The organism is Streptomyces sp. NPDC059169, assembly GCF_042755225.1.
In the GTDB taxonomy this organism is placed as follows: domain Bacteria; phylum Actinomycetota; class Actinomycetes; order Streptomycetales; family Streptomycetaceae; genus Streptomyces.
The window spans coordinates 97,224-118,781 of the sequence record NZ_JBHZCF010000013.1 but is presented as its reverse complement, the minus strand read 5'-3'; the positions used below and the strand labels follow the sequence as shown (position 1 = coordinate 118,781).

Below are 21,558 nucleotides of genomic sequence, written 5' to 3'. Positions count from 1 at the left end.
ATCACGGAGCGGTCCACTCGTCGACCCGGGAGCGTACCCAGTCGGCGACGGGGCGGACGCCGCCCTCGGCGGTCAGCGAGGTGAAGACCACGGGGAGTTCGCCACGCTGCTCCCCGGCGTCACGGGCCATCCGTTCGAGGTCGGAACCGACGTAGGGGGCGAGGTCGGTCTTGTTCACGACGAGGAGGTCGGCGGTGGTGACCCCGGGGCCCCCCTTGCGGGGAATGTCGTCGCCGCCCGCCACGTCGATCACGAAGATCTGGGCGTCGACGAGACCCTTGGAGAAGGTGGCCGTGAGGTTGTCCCCACCGGACTCGACGAGTACGAGGTCGAGGGGACCGACCGCGTCTTCGAGGTCCTCGACGGCTTCGAGGTTGGCGGAGATGTCGTCGCGGATCGCGGTGTGCGGGCATGCGCCCGTCTCGACCGCCTGGATCCGCTCGGGCGGCAACACGGCGTTGCGCAGCAGGAAGTCGGCGTCTTCGCGCGTGTAGATGTCATTGGTGACCACGGCGATGGACAACCGGTCCCGCAAGGCGCGGCAGAGTGCGGCGACGGTCGCGGTCTTCCCCGAACCGACGGGGCCACCGAGCCCGATGCGCAGGGCGCGCCGGGCGCCGTCGGGGCGTACGGCATCGGCACCGACGGCCGCGGGCGCGTCGCTCGTGCGGGGATGGTCGAAGTGCATGGTGCGGCTCCAGGGGTCGGCGTGCTCAGGACGCGAAGAGGCGTACGGGCCAGGACGCGTGCTGTTCCGCGCTGATGTCGAGCAGGGGGGCGGATGCGGCGGGCAGTGCGTCGACGCCGAGGTGCCCGGCTTCCTGCGCAGCCCGGACGCCGCGGTCGGCGACCGCGTCCATGTCGGCAGCGAGCCCGGCGAGCACTGCGGTGGCGTCGAACGGGTCCAGACTGAGCAGGCGTACGGCAGCCGTGGCTGGTCCGCTGACGGTCTCGTAGGCGGCGCAGTGCGCGGCGTCCCCGGGTGCGAGCCCCGCGGCGCGCGCGGCGAGCCCGAGCACGACGGGCTGGTGCGCGCCCTTGGGCAGGGCCCGTGCCAGTGCGTCCAGTTCGGGCGACGGCCAGGTGGCGCGGGCGGCCCGCATCAGCTGCCTGCCCAGTCTGCGTCCGACGGCGCGCAGCGCGGGCGAGGGGGTCCGGGCGTCGGCGGCTGCATCGAGGACGAGCGGGTCGAGGCCGCTCGCCGCCGCGGCGGCGAGCCCGGCGGCGGTCAGGCCGACGGTGTGGAGCCGGCCCCTGCAGAACTCCCGGAGGGTCCCGGCGTCGCGGATCCGTCCCGCCTTGACGGCCGCTTCGGCACCGCCGGAGTGGGCGTGTCCTCCCGCGGGGAAGCGCCCGTCCGCGAGCACGAGCAAGGCTGACCGCGACGACGTGCGGCCGCCGGACGGCATCCCGGACGCGGTTCCCGGCGTCGTGGGCACGTGGGGCCCGTCGACGGTGCGGCGCGGCGCGCCACCCGTGTCGTCCGTGTTCGCGGGCACCGCCGGGCCGGGAGGTACAGCGGCAGGCGGGATCGTGGCGCACCGGCCGGCGGCGGCCCCGCCGGCCGGTGTGCTGCCGGCCGGTGCCGCGGCCACTGGGGGGACGGCGGATGGCGACCCTGCGGACGGGACGCCGTGCCCGGTCCGACGCGCCGTCTCCCGCCTCGTCTGGACCTCACCGTCGGGGGCCGGGGTGTCGGACGCGTCGGTCCGTCCGGCGCCGCTGGTGTCAGCCGTGCGGCTGTGTGGGATGGCTCGCATGTCAGAAGAGGAAGTAGCGCTGGGCCATCGGCAGTTCCGCGGCCGGGGCGGGCTCGACCGCCTCGCCGTCGATGGTCACCGTGAAGGTGTCCGCGTCGACCTCGACGCGCGGCAGGGCGTCGTTCTCCCGCATGTCCGCCTTGGTGACGCCCCTGGTGCTGCGGATCGGAACGAACCGCTTGTCCAGGCCCAGGCGTTCGGGCAGCCCGTCCTCGATCGCCGCCCGGGCTACGAAGTTGAACGATCCCGCGGCCGGAGCCTTCCCGCACGCTCCGAACATCGGCCGGGGCAGCACCGGCTGCGGAGTGGGGATGGAAGCGTTGGCGTCGCCCATCTGGGCATAGGCGATCTGGCCACCCTTGATGACGAGTTGCGGCTTGACGCCGAAGAAGGCCGGGTCCCACAGCACCAGGTCGGCCAGCTTGCCCGGTTCGACCGAACCGATCTCGTGGTCGAGGCCCTGGGCGATCGCCGGGTTGATCGTGTACTTGGCGACGTAACGGCGCACCCGCAGGTTGTCCGCGCGGCCGTCGCCGGGCAGCGCCCCGCGGCGACGCTTCATGACGTGCGCCGTCTGCCAGGTCCTCATGATCACCTCACCGATGCGTCCCATGGCTTGGGAGTCCGAGGAGATGATGGAAATGGCGCCGAGGTCGTGCAGGACGTCCTCGGCGGCGATCGTGGAGGGTCTGATCCTCGATTCGGCGAACGCCAGATCCTCCGGCACGGCCGGGTTGAGGTGGTGGCAGACCATCAGCATGTCGAGGTGTTCGTCGATGGTGTTGACGGTGTGCGGCCGGGTCGGGTTCGTGGAGCTCGGCAGGACGTTCGACTCCGACACGACCGTGATGATGTCCGGAGCGTGGCCACCGCCCGCGCCCTCGGTGTGGTACGCGTGAATGGTACGGCCCGCAATCGCGGCGAGGGTGTCGCCCACGAAACCGGCCTCGTTGAGCGTGTCCGTATGGACGGCCAGCTGGGCGCCGGTCTCCTCACACACCGCGAGACAGGCGTCGATGACGGCCGGCGTGGCACCCCAGTCCTCATGGATCTTGAAACCCAGGGCACCGCCGCGCAGCTGCGAGTGCATGCCGTCCCGCGACATCGTGTTGCCCTTGCCGAGCAACCCGATGTTGACGGGGGATGCCTCCAGTGCCTGGAACATCCGTGCCAGGTGCCAGGGTCCCGGGGTGATCGTCGTGGCCTTGGTGCCCTCGGCAGGGCCGGTGCCGCCGCCGACGAGCGTGGTGATGCCGGACGACAGCGCCTGGTCGACGAGGGTCGGCGAGATGAAGTGCACGTGGGCGTCGACGGCACCCGCGGTGACGATCTTCCCGTTGCCCGCGATGACTTCGGTCTCCGGGCCGATGGCCAGGTCCGGATGGACGCCGTCCATCGTGTCCGGGTTGCCGGCCTTGCCGATGCCGGTGATCCGGCCGTCGCGGATGCCGATGTCGGCCTTCACGACGCCCCAGTGGTCGATGACCAATGCACCGGTGAGGACCGTGTCGGGGGCGCCGTCCGCACGGGTGGTACGGGACTGTCCCATCGACTCCCGGATCACCTTGCCGCCACCGAACACGGCTTCGTCACCCGCGCGCCCGGGACCGCCCGAGCGGTCCTCCTCGATCTCGACGAACAGGTCGGTGTCGGCGAGCCGGATGCGGTCGCCGGTGGTGGGTCCGAAGAGGTCCGCGTACAGGGCTCGGGCCAGCTCAGCCATCGAGGCCCCCTCGGGTCTCCCCGCGCAGGCCGGGCACCACGCGGCGCCCGGCGAGGGGCACCAGTTCGACGTCGACCGGGATGCCGGGCTCGAAGCGCACGGCGGTCCCGGCGGCGACGTTCAACCGCAGGCCCCGGGCGGCGGTGCGATCGAAGTCGAGCCCGGGATTGACCTCGGCGAAGTGGTAGTGGGATCCGACCTGGACGGGCCGGTCGGCGGTGTTGAGCACGGTGAGCCTGGTGATGGCGCGGCCCTCGTTCAGGGAAACCGGCGCGTCGGCGAACAGGACCTCTCCGGGAATCATCGGCGGCCTCCCCCTCAGACGATCGGGTCGTGGACGGTCACGAGCTTGGTCCCGTCGGGGAAGGTCGCTTCGACCTGCACGTCGTGGATCATCTCGGGTATGCCTTCCATGACGTCGTCGCGGGTGAGCACCTTGCGTCCGGAGACCATCAGTTCGGCGACCGTGCGCCCGTCGCGGGCACCCTCCAGGACGTGCGTGGTGATCAGGGCGACCGCTTCGGGATGGTTGAGCTTCACGCCACGGGCCCGGCGCCTCTCCGCCACATCAGCAGCGACATGGATGAGCAGCCGCTCCTGTTCGTGCGGGGTCAGTTGCACGCTTCCACCTCACAGTCGTCCTGCCCGGACGGATCCGGGGTGCAGCGGACAGTAGTCGACGTCAACAGTCTGTTGACTCATTCGCGGGTGTCCCGCTGCCAAGGTTTGAACGTTAGGGCGGAAGTTTTTCCGGCGCGTTAACTGATCTTTGTCGGCTCCATGGTCATCGGGCCGCGCGGCCCGCCGAACGCCCTCGACGGTCGCCCCTGGTCCAGCACCCGACCGCGCCGGATTCCCGGGAACAGCGGCCGCGAGCACGTCCTCGTTCCGGGCACAGCGGCGCCGAGCCGCTTCACGACGCGGCGACGCCGGTGTTCCTCACCCTCGGGGACCCGACGAACGGACGCCGCGGCCGGCACCGGTCGCCGGCCGGTCGAAGGAGGTCAGACGCCGTGGCCGTCCCGGCCCGGCGGCCGGTGTTCGGCGGTGAGGCCGAAGCGCCCGCGTTCGCCCGGAGCGGACGCCACCGAGGTCCCCAGGGTCGACACCGACGGGATGACGGACTCGTCGGCCTGCTCGCCGGGGCTCTCCAAACGCTCCAGGTCAGCAGCGGACACCAGGGCCACGAGTGGCTTTCCGTGGCGGGTGACGACCACCCGCTCGCCGCCGTACACGACGCGATTGATCAGCTCGGCGAGCTCAGCCCGTGCTTGCGTCACCGGAATCTCATAGGCCATGGTCCCCAGCCTATGCAATGTCCAGCCCGGTCCACCGTGGTCCGTGGCGACAGCGAGTATCAACGTCAGAGGTTCTCGCATGCTCCCGTGCGCTCTCGTTCGTGAGAGATGCCTGAGACAGGGTGAGACGAAAAGTGCCTGGTCGACCTGAATCCTGGGGGCTCCGGTGCGGCGGAACGGCCCGCTCGGCGCACTGGAGGCCGGGCGGAACTCCGGCACCGGTACGCGCCGAAGATCGATTGCCACGTCGGTCTCGACATCAGCCCGTGCAATGCCTGCGTAGGTGACAGCGGAGAGCGCTTGTCGGTGGATTGCGGGTCCTGGCACATGGTCTTGGGGAGCGATCACGCATCGTGACGATGCACGAAGTGTGCCGATGTCAGCGGGCCCACGTACCTTTCGGTTGACTGCCCGGCCGGGCGGTGAGGAGGGGTGAGACATGGAATGGGTCGGGGACGCTCGGCTGGCATCCGGGCCTGAGGCCGCCTGGTACTTGGAGGCGGCCTTCACGCCCGGTGCGCATCTGGGGACGGTGTACGACGATCCGACAACGCCGGTAGTCGTGACAGGGGTCGAGGAGCTGACCACCATCCGCGTTCCCAGCGGCCGGCTCGTCGTCGATGCGCCGTGGGACGACGACGACGCCTGGAGATACGAGAAGGGGCTACCGACGAGGCCCCCACGTGAGCTGGCGGTGAGCATTCCCCCAGGCGTGTACCGAGTGGAGATCGCGTGGACGGCGGGCCCCTACGAGTTCTTTGGCGAGCACTTCGACGGCGTTGAGTGTGCCGCGACGCGCCTGTGCATTGGCGACGACCCTGTGGTCGAGTGGGAAATGGGCCTGGGTGTCGACGAGGACATTGATCAGCTTCAGGCGGGCGATGATGAGCCCCGTTTCTTCTCCGACGCGAATGTTGGCTGCTTCGCCGACGCAGGCGCGTGGACCACCTTGTCCGCGCCGTTTCGCACGTTCGTAGACGGCATTCCTGCACCGCGTGACACCGAACAGCTGGCCGACGGTTGCGAGCGGGTACGCGACGAGTCACAACAAGCCGATCTGGTCACGTTCGGGGCCGAATCGGGTGGCGTCGTCTGGTTGGGCCGCACCAAGGCTGGCGACGTGGCCACGATCGTCGTCACCAGTGGCATGGCCGACGCCAAAGCATGACGTCGCCGCCGCCCCTCTCCTGCAAGTCGCGCAGCCGGACGTGGTGCCTGCAGTTACGGCGTCGAGGTCCCGGAGCAGGTGCCGTGCGAAGCCGGCAAGACCGGGTAGCCGGCTGGCTTCGACGTCGTACGTCGGCCTGCATGACCAGCACCATCACCGTCCACCGCCGACCACTGCAATAAACGGGCAAAACCTGAGGGAGCGTCACTTCCGGCTGTCAGGTGACAAGGCGTACGCCGTCTCGCACGAGCCAGACTTCCCACAATCGAACACTGAGGCAACGCTCCGCGACGGCTCCCCAAGATCTGTGCCGGAACCGGATCGCGAGAGCAGACGGCGGCCTGACGCCGGGACATTGTTGTCGAGATCCGGCAGCACCAGTGCGTCGGCAGGCCGACTTGTCGTGACCGAGGAATCGGTCGAGCGGTCATCCGACGGCTCTGTGGGAGACCTCTCCCGCGGAACCTCGCCCTCAAAGGGATGATCGCGAACATGAGCGAATCAGAAGTGGCCCTGCTCTCACGGATGTGGGAAGAGCACATGCGCGCGCCCTTCCCACCACACATGCGTGGTCGAGAGATCGAAGGCGAAGACATGGTGTTGCTCGACGCGGACATCGCCGGCTGTGTCGTCTCGTCGCTGTCAGGACCTCTTGATGAGAAGCGTCGCAAGATCCTGCTCGTCTGCCTTGCGGCCGTTGAGAAGGTCCTGCCGTCGATCGATGACGAGGACGGCGCGTCCGAGTACTACAAGCGCCTGCGGGACATGGCCGCGCTGGCTGTCGAACTCGGGAACGCCAACGCTCGGTAGCGGCGAGTGGGTGCGGGCAGTGGATCAGCCGACGGCCTGCCGTTCGGCGCGGGCTCGTGGCGCTTGTCGCTGTACAGCGGGTCGGGGTTCGCCTCCGGCCAAGTCGGCGCAGCGCCAGGTGGCAACGAGTGTGCCCGTCGAGCGGCAGACGGCGGTCCTCGCACGGGCCTGCGATCACCTCCTCCGGGACGCGGGAGCGGAACCAGGGCATCGATGACTCTACTGACGCACCGTCATATCTGCAGCCTGCGTGGAGAGTTCAAGACGGTCCGGTTCCGACAGGCCGTCGAATCGGTAGTGTACGGAGCCGGTGTGGCAGGTGTCGCGAAGGGGGAAGCATGGCGTACCTGGTCGAGTTGCCCGTTTCCGGGGCGGGTGGCGCGGGAGCGGGTGGCGAGGCGGAAGACTCCGCTCCGTCGGATGCGACCGGCATCGTCAAGGTCCAGATCGACGAGGTCGCGGACGGGCTGGTGCAGGTCGCGCGTCCGGGGCAGGTCGTGGCGCGGGCGACCCGGTCGCTGAGCGACATGCTCGCCGGGATCCGGCCGGTCGCGGAGAACTTCGTCGACGGATTCCGCGACATGACACGGCAACCCGACGAGATCGGCGTCGAGTTCGGCCTGTCCCTGTCGGCCGAGGCGGACGTGGTGATCTCCCGGACGACCGGACAGGCCAACTTCAAGGTCACGCTGACCTGGCGCAATGAATCGTCCGGCGATCCGGCAGCGGACGCCGCGGGATGACAGTGCCCGCGTTGCCGCCCGAGCGTACCGTGGGTACGGGCCCGCAGTCCCTGGACGCGGCCGTACTGCGTGTCCTCGACGGCCGTGGGCAACCCGTCGGCGTCGCCTTCCTGGTCTCCGACACGCTCGCCCTGACCTGCGCGCACGTGGTTCATGCGGCCCTGGGCACGACGGGGGACGCGGCGCCTCCCGCTTCCGCCCGGATCCAGGTCGACCTTCCCCTCGTGCCTGCCCCGCAGCCCGACGGCGGCACGCCTGCGACGACGGCCGGTGTCGAGCACTGGGTGCCGCCGCGGGCACCCGGCGGGGGATCCTCGGTGCCCTCCGCGCGCGACGATGTCGTCGAGCTCGCCGACGTGGCCGTGCTTCGGCTGCAGACGCCGCTTCCGGGAGCGGCACCGGTGCGTTTGGTGGACGCGCACGAGTTGTGGGGGCACCCGATGCGGGCGTTCGGGCTGCCCGTCGGTCGTCCCGGCGGGGTCTGGCACGCGGGGGTGTTGCGGGGTCGGCAGGCGGACGGCTGGGTGCAGGCCGATCTCGCCGGCAACGGGTATCCGGTGTCCCGGGGCTTCAGCGGCGGCCCCGTATGGGACGACCGGCTGTCAGGTGTCGTCGGCATGGTCACGGTGGCCGAGTCCGGACAGCCGCCCGTCAGTTACCTGATACCCACCGGCGGACTGCTGGCCGCCCGGCCCGAGCTGCGCGCGGTCACGCTGCCGCCGTCGCCGTTCCGGGCTCTCTCGGCATTCCAGGAAACGGACGCGGCGATCTTCCACGGCAGGCGGGCCGAAAGCGACGACGTGGCGCGGGCACTGGCCGCCGAGGGCCTGGTCACCGTCGTAGGACCGTCGGGATCCGGCAAATCGTCGCTGGCCCTGGCCGGCGTGGCGCCCCGGCTCCGAGCGGAAGGCGCCCAGGTGGTGGTGGTGAGGCCAACTCCCGGCAGCAGCCCGCTCACTGCCTTCGCGGCGGCGGTGCTGCCACTGCTGGAGCCCGGCCTGCCCGAGGACGAGCGCCCCCAGCGGATCACGGAACTCGTCGACGTGCTGCGCCGCCACGGCCCGGCAGACCTCGTGGCCCGGCTGCTCCAGCTGCGGCGCGGCAGCCGACTGCTCCTCGTGGTCGACCAGTTCGAGGAGGTTCTCGGACTGGAAGCGGACGCCGTCGACGAGCTGGCCGACCTGCTCACGGGCGACACGCTGCCCGGCACCGTCCGCGTACTGATCACGTTGCGCGCCGACTTCCTGGAGCCGGTGCTGGCCCATCCGCGGTTCGGCCCGGAGATCGGCGGAAACCTGCACGCGCTCGCCCCACCGGCCCCGGAATGCCTGCGCGAGATCGTGACCGTGCCCGTGGAGGCCTTCCCGGGAGTGTCCTACGAACCCCATCTCGCCGAGCGCATCCTCGCCGACACCGACCCGGGGCCGGGTCGGCTGGCGCTCCTCGGCCTCACCCTCGACCTGCTGTGGCAGCGGCAGCAGGGCGGCCTGCTGACGCACCGGGCGTACGAGGAACTCGGTGGCGTGACCGGCGCGTTGGGCGAACACGCCGACCGGGTCTGGGAAGCGTGCGTGCCGCCCGGGGACGAAGAGACGGCCAGGCGGCTGTTCACCCGGCTCGTCCGGGTCCCGGTCGGCACGCCCGCACCCGTCCGGCGGATGGCGTTGCGCACCGAACTGCGCGCCGAGGAGTGGAGGGTCGCGCAACGGCTCGCCGGGACCAGGCTGTTGGTGACCGGCCTCGATGTCGACGGCACCGAGACCGTGGAACTCGCGCACGAGGCACTGATCAGGGACTGGGGCAAACTGGCCGACTGGACCACCGGGGACCGTGCCTTCCTGGAGTGGCGGGCCGCTCTGCAGCAGGACATGGACCGCTGGGAGCACGCCGGGCGTCCCTCGCAGTTGCTTCCGACGCCCCTGCAGCTCGCCCGGTCCGAACAGTGGCTGAGCGAACGCGGCGAAGAACTGACCGATGCCGAACGGCGCTACCTGGATGCCGGCCGCGCCCACCGGCGCGCGAGGGTCCGTCGTCGGCGGACGGTGCTCTCGGCCGTCGGTCTCGTCGTGGCACTGGTCCTGGTGGCACTGTCGTCGCTCTACGCCACGCGGGAGGAGAGTCGGGAACGCGCGGCGGAGGCCACCTCCCGCGCTCTCGCGGTAGCCGCGGGGGACGACGTACGCACGGAACCCGCTCTCGGCGTGCTGAAGGCACTTGCCGCCTACCGCACGGCGCCGACGCCGGAGGCCCGCAACGCGCTCCTGCGGCAGTACCTGCGCTTCAAGGACTACGACCGGGTGCTGTCCGGCGTGCTGGGCACGGTCTGGGAGGTCACCAGCAGTGCAACCGGCGACGTCGTGCTGGCCACCTCGAAACTGGGCCGGGCCGCCCTGTACGTCGGCGCCGCCTCCGGCCCGGTGCGCAGCGCCCAGGTGCCCTCGACCGGGCAGGTCCAGGGAGTCGCGGTGTCCGCGGACGGCAGGCGCGGCGCCTACGTCCAGGCGGACGGCCGGGCCGTGTGGTTCGAGGTGGACACCGGCGCCGGAGGCCTGATCGGCCCGATGCACCGGCTGCCCGACGCGCCGGGCGGCAGCGACGTCGGCTGGGAATCCTCGGCGCGCCCCGCGATGTCGGCAGACGGCCGTGTCCTCGCGGCGCGCGTCCGGGGCCGCCTGGTGTGGTGGAACCTGGACCGTGGCACCCTCGCCGGTGAGGTGCCCGCGCCCCGCGACATGAACACCGCCCTGTGGCTCGGCCCGGACGGGCGGACGCTGCTGACGAAGGTCTACACGGCGTCGGGCGCGCAGGCGCTGCAGTCCGTGGACATGGGCACCGGCCGCATCATCGAACTCCTGTCCGGGGCCAAGGAGATCCTCGTGTCCGGTGACCGCCGCACCGCGGTCGTGTGCCGAGCGGAGGGCAAGCACACCGTCGTCAGCCGCCACCGGACCTCCGACGGCGCCGGGGTCGGTCGCCCCTACCGCGAGCGAGACAAGGCATATGTCACTGACATATGCACTATGGATGCCGTCGACGCGACCGGGCGGCGCGTCTCGATCCCCAGAGGTGAAGGACTGCGCGTCGTGGACCTGAACAGGAGCGAGACGATCTCCTGGTCGCCGCTGCCGCGATCCGGCGCGCAGTCCACGCCCACCCCCCTCCTCGCGGAATCGCACGGCAGGCTCTACTACGTGAGCCAACAGGAGTCGATGATCACCTTCCTGGGACTGACACCGGGCAGACAACTGCCCGAGGCCGCTCAGCAGCGGCTCACCGCCGACGGGAAGCGGACGATCACCGTCCTCGAGGACGGCTCCCGCATGGAACTGCGCCCGGCCGACCCGAGGCGGAGAGGGCAGGTCCTCGCGGAGTCGTCCCGGGCGAAGCCGTACTGGGTGCCCGACCAGCCCGACCTGCCCGTCTTCGACGGCACCGGCAGGTTCGTCGCCGACCGCGAGTCCGCCGACACGGTGGTCGTCCGGGACACGTCGACGCTGCGGAAGGTGGCCACCGTGACCGCCGTCCGGCCGCCGAAGACCCGGCCCGGCACCCATGGGGTCCGGGACCTGGACGTCAGCGGGGCGCTCAGCTGGCACTTCCAGCAGTACGAGTTCCGCTACTTCTTCGACCACACCGGCCGCCTGCTGACGGTCTCCGGCACCGTCGTCCAGCAGTGGAATCCACGAACGGGCCGGCAGACCGCCCGCTTCGACGCCGGCGCGCTGCGCTCCGGCGACGACCCGAACGCGCTCGTGACGATCGCCCCGTACCCGGACCGCAACCAGGTCTCCGTGATCGTGCGGGGGCAGCGCGGCATCCGCGTCGTCGACATCACGGACGGACGCGTCACAACCCGCGTGCCCACGGACGGGGACGTCCTCTCCGCCGAATTCAGCTCCGACGGACGGTACTTCGCGGTCATGCGCCGTGAGACGGGACTCGAGGTGTGGCAGCGCGGAGACCCCGGGCGCAAGGTGATCGGCCCGCTGAGCACCGTCGGCGAGAGCAGCGTCACCCCGTACCGCGCCGTCTTCCTCGACGACGGCCGCTTCCTGATCGCCGCGGACAATGCCGTACGCACATACCGGATCGGCGAGCGGAGCTACGGCGACACGTACGTGTTCGCCGATTCGACCCTCAGGACGGGGGACTACTCGTTCCCGGACGTGTCCGAGGACGGCAGGACCGTGCTCCACGCCGCCTCTGACAGGACCGCCAGCGCCCTCGTCCTCGACCCGGAGCTGTGGAAGCGGGAGCTGTGCCGCATCGTCGGAGACCGCGCGTTCACGGCGGACGAACGCGACGACCTCCCGGCGGAGGCGAAGACATGGCAACTGTGCCCGTAGCGCCGGATGTTGTCCGGCGAGCAGGAACGACGAGGTCCGAGCGAGGGGGACGCATGGCTTATCCGGTCGAACCACCCCTGTCCGCGCCCGGTGGCGCCGGGGGTGCCGCCCCGCGCGGCCTGACCCTCGCCGCCGGCGCAGACCTGAGGGTCTCCCGGACCACCGCGCAGCCCGGCTGCACGGTGCCCCAGACCTGGCGTCGTCCGTCGGACCGGACGGCGCGATGATGTCGGCGCGGGGACCGGAACGCCAGTCGGCGGCAATCGGCCCGAAGGTCCTGGACAGAGCGCTGCTACGCATCCTGGACGCACGCAGGCAACCCGTCGGCGTGGGCTTCCTGGTGTCCGACACGGTCGCCCTGACCTGCGCGCACGTGGTCTCCGCCGCCCTCGGCACGTCGGCCGACGCACCACCGGAACCCGGCGCTCGGCTCTCGGTCGACCTGCCTCTCGTGCCCACCGTGCCGCAAGCGGACGCGACCGTCGAACTGTGGGTGCCGCCCCGGGTGCCGGGCGGTGCGGCATCCGCTCCCGCCGATGTCGCCGTGTTGCGGTTCGCGGCTCCGCTGCCCGGTGCGGGACCCGTGCGGTTGGTTGACGCGGACGAGCCGGCCGACGCAACCGTCGACGATGCCGCGGACGAGCTCTGGGGACATCGGGTGCGGGCCTTCGGACTGCCGGCCGGGCGCCCCGGCGGGGTATGGCACGCGGGGGTGCTGCGGGGGCGGCAGGCCGACGGCTGGATGCAGGCCGATCTCGCCGGTGACGGTTACCCGGTGTCGCGGGGCTTCAGCGGTGGGCCGGTGTGGGACGACGGTCTGTCGGGCGTGGTCGGCATGGTCACGGTGGCGGAGTCCGGTCAGCCGCCCATCAGCTATCTGATTCCCACCAGCGGTCTGGTGGCCGCCTGGCCCGAACTGGGCCCACTCGTGCGGCCTCCCGCGCCGTTCCGCGGGCTCGCCGCCTTCGAGGAGACCGACGCGGCGGTCTTCCACGGCAGGCGGAACGAGAGCGACGCGATCGCCCGGGCGCTCGACGACCGGCAATGGGTCACCGTCGTGGGCCCATCGGGTTCCGGCAAGTCGTCGCTGGCGCTCGCCGGTGTGGCGCCACAGCTGCGAGCGCGTGACGCCTGCATCGTCGTCCTGCGACCCGCGTCCGGGAGCAGCCCCCTCGCGGCCCTCGCCTCCGCACTGCTGCCGCTGCTGGAACCCGACCTGCCCGAGACCCGACGACTGGCACGCCTGCCCGCGCTGTCCGACCAACTGCGCCACCACGGCCTCGCGGACACGACCGACCGCCTGCTCGAGGTCCAGGGTGGCAGTCGACTGCTCGTGATCGTCGATCAGTTGGAGGAGCTGCTGTCGCAGCCCCCAGACGCGGTGCGCGAACTGGCCGACGTGTTGTTCGCCGCCGACGCCCTGCCGCCCGCCGTCCGCGTACTCGCCACCCTGCGCGCCGACTTCCTCGAACCCGTCCTCGGTCACCCACACCTCGGACCCGTTACCGGTCGGCACCTGCACGCCCTCGGGCCGCTCGGCGAGGACGGCCTGCGCGACATTGTCGCCACCCCCGTCGAACGCCTCCCCGGCGTCTCCTACGAGCCCCATCTCGCCGAGCGCATCCTTGCCGACACTGGCACCGAACCAGGCGCGCTGCCGCTCCTCGCCCTCACCCTCGACCTGCTGTGGCAGGGGCAGGAGGACGGCGTGCTCACCCACCGCGCGTACGATGAACTCGGCGGGGTCAGCGGCGCGCTCGGCAACCACGCCGACCGGGTCTGGGCCGAACACGTGCTTCCGGACGACGAGGCAACCGCCCGCCGGCTGTTCACCCAGCTCGTCCGGTTGCCGCTCGGTGCCGCTGCGGCCACCCGGCGCCTCGCTCGGCGCGGCGACCTCAGCGAGGACCAGTGGCGCATCGCCCAGCGCCTCGCCGCGCACACCCGGCTGCTCGTCACCGACCGCAGCGCCGAGGGCACCGAGACCGTGGAGTTCACGCACGAGGCGCTGATCGGTGAGTGGGACAAGCTCGCCGCGTGGGTGGCCGAGGACAGGTCCTTCCTCGGCTGGCGGGAGACCGTGCAGCACGAAATGGTGCGCTGGCAGGAGGCGGACCGTTCCCCCGACCACCTGCCGACCTCCACGGCGGTGGCCGGCGCCGAACAGTGGCTCCCGGAGCGTGCCGCGGTCCTGAGCGAGGCTGAGCGGGACTACCTGAGGGCTGGCCGGGCCCACCGCCGCGCCCGCGCCCGACGGCGGCGGGCCCTGTTCTCCGGTCTGGCCACGGCCCTGGCGTTCGTCCTGGTGCTCAGCATGCTCTATGTCGTCGAACGCCGCAGCAGCCAGGAACGTGCCGCCCTCGGTGCCTCCCGTGCCCTCGCCCAGGCCGCGCCGGAGTCGACGGTCACCGACCCGGCCCGCGCCGCGTTGCTCTCCCTCGCCGCCTACGACATGTCCCCCACACAGGAGGCCAAGAACGAACTGCTGCGCCAGTACCTTCAGTACAAGGATTACGACCGGGTGCTCTCCGGCGAGCTCGGCGACACCGTCTTCGACAAGAGCCGTGACGGCGACGTGGTCCTCGGGGCGGCCAAGCGCTCCGGCGCTACCCTGTTCGTGCACTCCCTGACCGGACCGCTGCGCACCGTGCGGGTGCCATCCACCGACAAGGTCCAGTACGTCATGGTGTCCGCAGACGGGAGACGCGCCGCCTACGTTCAGTACGACGGCAAGGCCGTGTGGTTCGAGGTGCGCCCCGACGCGAAGCAGCCCGTCGGGCCGCTGCACCGGCTCCCCGACGCCCCCGGCATCGGCACGAACTGGAGCGACACCGTAACCCCCGCGATGTCCCTCGACGGCACGATCATGGTCGCCCACGTGCGCAAACGCATTATCTGGTGGAACCTGAACAGCGGCCCGCACGGCGTCCTCGCCGGGAACCTTCCGGCGCCCAAGGGCCTCGAGTTCAAGATGTGGCCGGCCCCCGACGACCGGACACTGCTGGTCCCCGTCTACAAGCGGTTCCGCGACTTCGGTCAGGGCGAGAAGGGCAGCCTGCTCGCCCTCGACCTCAAGACCGGCAGGAGCTGGCTCGTGGTACGCGCCGACGCCGACCAGATCCGCATCTCCGGCGACCGGACCCGAGCCGTCCTGTGCCACGTGCGGGGCGAGACCACCGAGGTCACCGTCCACCGGGTCCGCGACGGCTCGCGAGAAGGCTACGCCTACAGGGAGAAGGACAAGGATTTCGCATCCACCATCTGCTCCGTGCAGTCCCTCGACAGCTCCGGCCTCCGTGTCGCTCTCAGCTCCCTCAAGGGCCTCACCGTCGTCGACATGCGCGACGGCAAGGTCCTGTCCCGCAACGGCCTGCCCGGCTCGACCTCCTCGCTCGCCAAGAGCAGCCCATGGCTCGCGGAGTCCGGCGGCAGGCTCTACTACGTCCGCCACAACGAGTCGTTGATCGGTTTCGTCCAACTGCGCCCCGGAAACTGGTTCGTCGAGGTCGCCCAGGGACTCCTCACGCACGACGGCAAGTACACGATCACCGTCCTGACGGACGGCTCGCGCATGCAACGGCACCACGCGCGCGAGGACAGCGCCCGCGTGCTCGCCGACGTACCGCGCCGCAAGCCCTACTGGGTACCCGAAGCCTCCGAACCCCTCGCCCTCGACCGCACCGGACGGCTCGTCGCCGACCGCGAGGGCGCGAACATCGTCACCGTTCGCGACGCCACCACGCTGCGCCGCACCACCACCGTCACCACCGCCGAACCTCCCCGACTCGACGACTCCACCCCGTCGATCGGGGACATCGAGATCGACGACAACGAGGGCAGCAGCAAGCACCCGAACGACGATTTCGGCTACTTCTTCGACCGCGGCGGGAAACTGATCACGGCCTCGGGAAACATCGTCGAGCAATGGGAACCGCGCACCGGCCGGCGACTCGCGCGCTTCGACGCCGCGACGGTCCGCTCCCGAGCCGGAGGAGCCAAGGACGCGGAGGTGACGATCGGCCCCTACCCGGTGGCGAACCGGGTCGCCGTCATCGTCCTGGACCGGCCCGGCATCCATATCGTCGACGTCACCACCGGGCGCATCACCGAGACGGTGAAGACCGGCGACGACATCCTGGCCACCCAGTTCGACGCCAAGGGCGAGTACTTCGCGATCCTGCGCAGGGGCTCGGTGTTGGAACTGTGGCGGCGTAGCGACCCGCCGCACAAGGAGATCGGCCCTCTGCGCAGCCTCGCCGAGTCGGCGGGCACGCCGTTCGCCGTCGAATTCCTGGAGGGCGAGGGCCGCTACCTCGTCGCCGCGAACAACACCGTACGCGTCTACCGGATCGGCGAGCCCGGCTACGAGTCGTTCTACTCGTTCACCGGCCCGCGCGAAAGCGCGCTCGACGGGCAGCACTCGTTCCTGGCCGCCTCGGCGGACGGCAGCACCGTGCTCCACGTCGCCCCCGACGGCACCGGCGGACCTCTCCACCTGGCGCCGGATCGGTGGTACCGCGAGCTGTGCGACATCATCGGCGACCGGGAACTCACCCGCAGCGAGGTGGATCTGCTCCCTGTCGATCCGAAGTCCCGGAAACCCTGTACCCGGGATGACTGAGCGACGTCAGACTCACTCTGGTCTCTGCCTCGATCGGTTTTTGGGACCTGGAATCCGCGCTTGTCCGGGTCCTTGCGGACGATCTCCACCACGCGGCTGAGGGTCTGCGCGACCCAGTCGACCAGGCGGCCGGCGAAGCCCTGGTCTGCCCAGATCTTCCGGACTTTCGGGGGGTCTGCGAGCGCGACATCATCTGTACGTCACTCGATCGGTGGCGCCGCTGAAGAGGTCAGTGAACAAGAGCAGAAGAGGTGCGGGGACCCCACCCCCGTCGGGGTCCCCGCTTACGTCGGACGGCCGTCGGGTCAACGGGCCGTGAGCCAGGTCCGGCTGAGGGCGATGGTCTTGAGCTCGTCCAGGGTGATGAGTGGAGCGGCTCCTCGCTTCGCGGACTTCGGGGTCGGGGCGTTGTACGCCGTGAAGATCATGCTCAGACCGTTCACCCGGTTCACGCCGACCTGCAGTTCGATGACCCCCGGCTGGCTGCCCGGCCGGCTCCGGGTGCTGATCTTGGTCCCGTCGGGCAGCACGTTGGCGTCCACCATGGTGGCGACCGCCCACCGGGTCGCGTCGATATAGGTCTCTCCGCCGCTTCCGTCCGACACCACGACATGCCCCTCGGCGCTGGAGGAAGCGCCCTCCGAGCCCACCTTCAGCCGCGGGGGCAACAGGTACTTGAGGATGGGCAGGATGTCGCCCGGTTCGGCCTCGGAGCCCGGCGCCACCGTGCCGAAGGCGTTCGCCTCTCCGGCGGAGGTGAGGGAGCCGTCGACGAACATCGCCAGATGGCGCAGCTTGCCGGGGTTCATGCGCGGGTTGTGGCCCTGGGGTGGGACAGAACCCGCCACCTGCACGTTCTGAGTGCTGGTCTCGATGACGTAGCCGTTCGGGGAGACCGTGGTGACCGCCCACTTCTTGACACCGCCGGCCTTGCCCGCTTCCGTGTAGCCCTTCACGGCACGGTCGCCTGGCTGGTTGGTGCACTCCTCGTACGGTGAGCCCTTCACGTCCGGGCAGACGAGCAGCTTCTTCACCCCGGCGTCCGCGGGGTCGGCGCGGCGTACGGACAGCGTCACCTTCTCCTCGCCGAAGCTGGTGTCGAAGACGATGGACGCGGTCGCGGGTCTGGCCGCGTCGGTGCTGCCTGAGCTCTCGACATCGGGTTTCATGACAGCGATCCCGGACCTGTTCATGGCGTTCTCCAGGATGCCGCCGATCTCCTCGGCGGTGATCGCGAAGTGGCCGTAGTCCCGAGGGAGCCTGGGCGTTGCTGCGGACTCGTCGGCGCGTTCGCCACCGCTCAGATACACCCCACCGGTGGCGATCAGCGCCACGGCCAGGGTGCTGCCGACCGCGATGCCCGCGCGCCGGCGAGCCACCCGGCGCCGGCCCCGGGTCAGACCCCCTGCCACGAGGGCGCGATGGTCTGCGGTGAACGTGCCCCCGGTGTTCTGGAGCACCTTGCCGAGTTCGTCTTCAAAGGGCATGCGGAACCACCAGCTCCTGATCTGTGCCGAACATGAAAAGGGGTCAAGGGACGACGGACCGGCTAGAGAGCCGCGACCAACTCGGAGTAGTTGTCGCCCAGCCGCTCACGCAACCGGGCCAGGGCCCGGGTCGAACGGGTGCGCACCGCGGCGGAGCTGACGTGCATCGCGTCAGCGGTCTCTTCGATGGTGCGGTCCTCCCAGTACCGGAGCACCACCACGGCGCGGTCCTTGGGCGCGAGCTCCGCCAGCGCGGCGAGCAGCGCGATCCTCAGCGCTGGGTCGTCGCCGTGGCCGGAGGCGGTGTCGGGCAGTTCCGCCAGCGGCCTCTCCCCTGTGGAGCGCAGCCTGCGGTGGCTGAGGAAGGTCCGTACGAGGACGGTCTGGGCATAGGCAGCGGGGTTGTCGATCCGGGCGATCCGGCTCCCCATCGCGTACATCCGGCCGAGTGTTTCCTGGACGAGGTCCTCGGCGAGATGGGTGTCGCCGCTGGTCAACAGGCATGCGGAGCGGTAGAGATGTCCGGCGCGGCTGACCGCGAAGTCCCTGAACTCGTCCGCGCGGGCCGATCTCATGCCCTCCCCCTTCATGCTCCATGGTGTCGCTTGTGTCGCTGGCGACGTCCTCCATCTGTTCGACGCGCCACCCCCTGCTGAATGTTTCACCCGCCTTTTCCAGCAGAGGGCCGGGCGTGCCACGACGCCCTGCCCTCACCCTCGTCTGCTCAGCCTTCGACGTGTGAACGCCCTCCGCTCGTGGCGGCCTCGGTCTGCCGGAACAGCCACTCGGCCTTCAGCTCCGCGTAGCCGGACTTGATCACGTCGTTGATGATCGGGAGACGTTCACCAAAGGTGATGAAAGCGGACTTCATCGCCTTGACCGTGAACCACTGCATGTCCCCTCCACCGGCGGATGACCCCAGCCAGGGTTCCCGGGACAGAACCGCTCGTGCAGATCGGCGGTGTCGGCATACACCTCCGGCTCTCCCGGCCGACGGACGACGGACGACGGACGACGACATGGCCGAGCAGCGCCACCGATCCGGTCGACCACTTGGAGCGGGCTCTGGGTCCTTTGCTCCGCGGACGCCGATGAGCGCGGACTGGAAGAACACCCGCTGCAGACTGCGGTGATACCGCTTGGGCCGGTGCAGGTTGCCGCTGACCCTCCCCGAGCCCCGGGGTGCCGGCGCCACCCCCGCGAAGGCCGCCAGACAGTCCGGGGTCGGGAAGGGCGGCCAGGTCACCTCCCGTTGCGGCGAGGAACTCGGCACCGGGCACAGGTCCCATGCCGGGCATGGACTCGATCACCGCGGCGAGGCGGTGATCACGAAACCGGCCCTCGACACGCTTGTCGATCTCCGCGACCTTCTCCTTGAGGCCATCACCTCCAGCACGAGGCTGTGCACCACGACTGCGATGGCCTGCGCTCCGGCGACGGCCGTCCGGTAGCCGCTCAGCAGGACCAGCGGACCGGCATTGGTGACCTCCAAGGCTCGCTCCAGGGCGGGAACATCCTGGCCGGCAGGGCCCGCAGACGGTTGACCGTCCGGGTGCCCTCGGCGACCAGATCGGCGCGGGAGTCGACGAATACCAGCTCGTTCCGCCCGCCCGCAGGGTCGCCGGAACGGGCTCGCCTTTCGGCGTCGTCGCCGGACCGCAAAGCCTGTCGTGGCAGCTCACGGCCGGTGCGCTGCGCACTCGCAGAGCCGGAACGCTCCCCTCCGAAACAGGGGGCTTATACCCCTGCAACCGGATCCTCCACCACTGGAGAAATCTACAAATCGGGATCCTCGGAGGGTCTACAGTTTGTAGAAGCCGACGCTATCTGTGAGGCCTCCCACAGGCGTTCAATTCCGGTCACACGCCGAGAAGCCACCGCGCCGCACTGCGAGACTTCGACCCACGTGAACGTACTGAAAACCCTGGCGAACCAACGGGTCAACGACCCACTTCGCCCAGGGATAACCAGATCCCCTCTCACTTACCTACCTTGAAGGGCAAGGCTGAGATGGCACGTGTCGCCGCCTGGCTTTCCACCGACGGAAAGCAGAGCACGCACCCGGTCGACGAGGTGCTCCCCGTCCCCAAGCTCGCGCTGTACGGCTTCCAACACGTACTCGCCTTCTATGCTGGCGCGGTGATCGTCCCGATCATCGTGGGCAGCGCACTCAAGCTGAGCCCTGAACAGTTGGTCTACCTGATCAACGCGGACCTCTTCACCTGCGGCATAGCGTCGATCATCCAGGCGTGGGGCATCGGCCGAGTCGGCGCGCGACTGCCGCTGATCCAGGGTGTGACCTTCACAGCCGTGTCCCCGATGATCGCCATCGGCCTCGGCGCGGGCGGCGGAACGGCCGCCCTGCTGGTCATCTACGGTGCGGTCATCACCGCCGGTGTCGCCACCTTCGCCTTCGCCTGGCTGCCCGCCAAGGCGTTCCGGATGGTCATGCGGCTCTTCCCGCCGGTCGTCACAGGCACGGTGATCACCGTGCTGGGCATCGTCCTGATCCCGGTCGGCCTCAACGACGCGGCAGGCGGCCTCGGCAGCCCCGACTTCGGCGAGCCGAAGAACTTCGCCTACGCCGGCGGCACGATGCTCTTCATCCTTGTCCTCATGAAGCTCGGCAGGCCGTTCCTCTCCAGCATCGCGATCCTCCTGGGCCTGGTCTTCGGCACCGGCGTGGCCTTCGTGCTCGGCGATGCGAAGTTCAGCGACGTGGCCAAGTCCGACTGGATCGGTGTCACCACCCCCTTCCACTTCGGCGTCCCGAAGTTCGAGTGGTTCCCCATCGTCCTGATGCTCATCGTCATGCTGATCACCATGGTCGAGACGACCGGCGACACCTACGCCATCGGCGACATCGTCGGCAAGGATGTCGACAGCGAGACCGTGGCCCGCGCCCTGCGCGCCGACGGCGCCGCCACTGCCCTTGGCGGTGTCCTCAACTCCTTCCCGTACGTCGCATTCGCCGAGAACGTCGGCCTGGTGCGGATGACGAAGGTGAAGAGCCGGTTCGTGGTCGTCGCCGCCGGTGTCTTCATGATCATCCTCGGTCTTCTACCCAAGGCCGCCGCGATCGTCGCGGCCGTCCCTCACGGGGTCCTCGGTGGCGCCGCGACCGTCATGTTCGCCATGGTCGCCCTGGCCGGCATCCAGACCCTGGGCAAGGTGGACCTCAAGGAGGAGAAGAACGCGCTGATCGTCGGCATCTCCCTCGCCTTCGCCCTGCTCCCCGCGACTGTCCCCGTCTTCTTCACCAAGCACATGGACGCGGACCTGTCGTCGCTGCTCAACAGCGGTGTCACCCTCGGCGCCACGGCCGCCATCGTGCTCAACCTCATCTTCAACGGCCCGGCGAAGGACAACGCCCACGACACTCCCGGGGCCGACGCCAAGGCCCCCGAGGCGGTGACGGCCCAGGCCACCGCTCCTGCCCCCATAGCCGAGAAGCTGGACGACGCCGACCCCTCACCGTCCCCTGCCGCTCCCTGATCCTCCCAAGGGGTGCTGGGCCCCCCCCACCCCCCCGGGTTTCGGGGGGGGGAGGGGCCTGTTTTCCTTTTCTTCCCCCCCCCCCACCCCCCACAAACCCACGCCCC

General features: G+C 70.2%; 14 protein-coding genes and 2 pseudogenes. 6 read left to right on the top strand and 10 right to left on the bottom strand.

Annotated elements, in window-relative coordinates:
* Position 1 precedes the first annotated feature (1 nt).
* The 6 genes from ureG to ACFXOM_RS23705 form a co-directional block, all read right to left on the bottom strand.
* Positions 2-688, bottom strand: coding sequence for an urease accessory protein UreG (ureG, locus tag ACFXOM_RS23730; protein WP_384934697.1), 687 nt, complete (start codon positions 686-688; stop codon positions 2-4).
* Between the two features lie 25 nt (positions 689-713).
* Positions 714-1,409 (bottom strand): urease accessory protein UreF, encoded by a 696-nt coding sequence (locus ACFXOM_RS23725; protein WP_384945265.1) that lies wholly within the window; start codon positions 1,407-1,409, stop codon positions 714-716.
* A gap of 352 nt (positions 1,410-1,761) precedes the next feature.
* Positions 1,762-3,483 carry an urease subunit alpha gene (locus ACFXOM_RS23720; RefSeq protein ID WP_384945162.1) on the bottom strand — a complete coding sequence of 574 codons (1,722 nt, stop codon included), beginning with the start codon at positions 3,481-3,483 and terminating at the stop codon, positions 1,762-1,764.
* Complete coding sequence (locus tag ACFXOM_RS23715; protein WP_384934692.1) at positions 3,476-3,787, bottom strand: urease subunit beta; 312 nt, start codon at positions 3,785-3,787, stop codon at positions 3,476-3,478. The genes ACFXOM_RS23720 and ACFXOM_RS23715 overlap by 8 nt, the downstream gene beginning before the upstream one ends.
* Before the next feature lie 14 nt (positions 3,788-3,801).
* Positions 3,802-4,104, bottom strand: a complete 303-nt coding sequence (locus ACFXOM_RS23710) for an urease subunit gamma (RefSeq protein ID WP_384934689.1) — start codon at positions 4,102-4,104, stop codon at positions 3,802-3,804.
* Between the two features lie 383 nt (positions 4,105-4,487).
* Positions 4,488-4,781, bottom strand: coding sequence for a type II toxin-antitoxin system Phd/YefM family antitoxin (locus ACFXOM_RS23705; RefSeq protein WP_384934686.1), 294 nt, complete (start codon positions 4,779-4,781; stop codon positions 4,488-4,490).
* A gap of 439 nt (positions 4,782-5,220) precedes the next feature.
* On the opposite strand from ACFXOM_RS23705, the gene ACFXOM_RS23700 reads away from it, so the two are divergent.
* From ACFXOM_RS23700 to ACFXOM_RS23680, 5 genes are all read left to right on the top strand, one after another.
* The gene (locus tag ACFXOM_RS23700) at positions 5,221-5,949 is read left to right on the top strand and encodes a DUF4241 domain-containing protein (protein WP_384934683.1); all 729 of its coding nucleotides are present in this window, start codon (positions 5,221-5,223) and stop codon (positions 5,947-5,949) included.
* Positions 5,950-6,441: 492 nt separating this feature from the next.
* Complete coding sequence (locus tag ACFXOM_RS23695) at positions 6,442-6,759, top strand: hypothetical protein (protein WP_384934681.1); 318 nt, start codon at positions 6,442-6,444, stop codon at positions 6,757-6,759.
* A 338-nt stretch (positions 6,760-7,097) separates the two neighbouring features.
* Complete coding sequence (locus ACFXOM_RS23690) at positions 7,098-7,502, top strand: CU044_2847 family protein (RefSeq protein WP_384934678.1); 405 nt, start codon at positions 7,098-7,100, stop codon at positions 7,500-7,502.
* Positions 7,503-7,513: 11 nt separating this feature from the next.
* Positions 7,514-11,848: a trypsin-like peptidase domain-containing protein gene (locus tag ACFXOM_RS23685; RefSeq protein WP_385039143.1), complete on the top strand. Its 4,335-nt coding sequence runs from the start codon at positions 7,514-7,516 to the stop codon at positions 11,846-11,848.
* A 223-nt stretch (positions 11,849-12,071) separates the two neighbouring features.
* Entirely contained in the window at positions 12,072-16,469 is a 4,398-nt protein-coding gene (locus ACFXOM_RS23680) for a trypsin-like peptidase domain-containing protein (protein WP_385039141.1), read from the top strand.
* A 305-nt stretch (positions 16,470-16,774) separates the two neighbouring features.
* On the opposite strand, the gene ACFXOM_RS23675 is transcribed toward ACFXOM_RS23680, so the two are convergent.
* The 4 genes and pseudogenes from ACFXOM_RS23675 to ACFXOM_RS23660 form a co-directional block, all read right to left on the bottom strand.
* A complete protein-coding gene (locus tag ACFXOM_RS23675) occupies positions 16,775-17,956 on the bottom strand; it encodes a hypothetical protein (protein ID WP_385039138.1) in 1,182 nt (393 codons plus the stop codon).
* 62 nt (positions 17,957-18,018) lie between these two features.
* Positions 18,019-18,531, bottom strand: coding sequence for a SigE family RNA polymerase sigma factor (locus ACFXOM_RS23670; RefSeq protein WP_385039135.1), 513 nt, complete (start codon positions 18,529-18,531; stop codon positions 18,019-18,021).
* Positions 18,532-18,680: 149 nt separating this feature from the next.
* Positions 18,681-18,854, bottom strand: a pseudogene (locus ACFXOM_RS23665) (adenosine deaminase); the annotation flags it as partial.
* Positions 18,855-19,037: 183 nt separating this feature from the next.
* Positions 19,038-19,549 (bottom strand): annotated as a pseudogene (locus ACFXOM_RS23660) (transposase); the annotation flags it as partial.
* Positions 19,550-19,966: 417 nt separating this feature from the next.
* Between ACFXOM_RS23660 and ACFXOM_RS23655 the strand changes: the two are divergent.
* The gene (locus ACFXOM_RS23655) at positions 19,967-21,451 is read left to right on the top strand and encodes a nucleobase:cation symporter-2 family protein (protein WP_385039133.1); all 1,485 of its coding nucleotides are present in this window, start codon (positions 19,967-19,969) and stop codon (positions 21,449-21,451) included.
* Positions 21,452-21,558 lie beyond the last annotated feature (107 nt).

Bases quoted from the DNA above. Each gene is read 5' to 3' on its own strand.
- ureG (WP_384934697.1), bottom strand. From the start codon at position 688: ATGCACTTCGACCATCCCCGCACGAGCGACGCGCCCGCGGCCGTCGGT.
- ACFXOM_RS23725 (WP_384945265.1), bottom strand. From the start codon at position 1,409: ATGCCGTCCGGCGGCCGCACGTCGTCGCGGTCAGCCTTGCTCGTGCTC.
- ACFXOM_RS23720 (WP_384945162.1), bottom strand. From the start codon at position 3,483: ATGGCTGAGCTGGCCCGAGCCCTGTACGCGGACCTCTTCGGACCCACC.
- ACFXOM_RS23715 (WP_384934692.1), bottom strand. From the start codon at position 3,787: ATGATTCCCGGAGAGGTCCTGTTCGCCGACGCGCCGGTTTCCCTGAAC.
- ACFXOM_RS23705 (WP_384934686.1), bottom strand. From the start codon at position 4,781: ATGGCCTATGAGATTCCGGTGACGCAAGCACGGGCTGAGCTCGCCGAG.
- ACFXOM_RS23700 (WP_384934683.1), top strand. From the start codon at position 5,221: ATGGAATGGGTCGGGGACGCTCGGCTGGCATCCGGGCCTGAGGCCGCC.
- ACFXOM_RS23695 (WP_384934681.1), top strand. From the start codon at position 6,442: ATGAGCGAATCAGAAGTGGCCCTGCTCTCACGGATGTGGGAAGAGCAC.
- ACFXOM_RS23690 (WP_384934678.1), top strand. From the start codon at position 7,098: ATGGCGTACCTGGTCGAGTTGCCCGTTTCCGGGGCGGGTGGCGCGGGA.
- ACFXOM_RS23680 (WP_385039141.1), top strand. From the start codon at position 12,072: ATGATGTCGGCGCGGGGACCGGAACGCCAGTCGGCGGCAATCGGCCCG.
- ACFXOM_RS23675 (WP_385039138.1), bottom strand. From the start codon at position 17,956: ATGCCCTTTGAAGACGAACTCGGCAAGGTGCTCCAGAACACCGGGGGC.
- ACFXOM_RS23670 (WP_385039135.1), bottom strand. From the start codon at position 18,531: ATGAGATCGGCCCGCGCGGACGAGTTCAGGGACTTCGCGGTCAGCCGC.
- ACFXOM_RS23655 (WP_385039133.1), top strand. From the start codon at position 19,967: ATGGCACGTGTCGCCGCCTGGCTTTCCACCGACGGAAAGCAGAGCACG.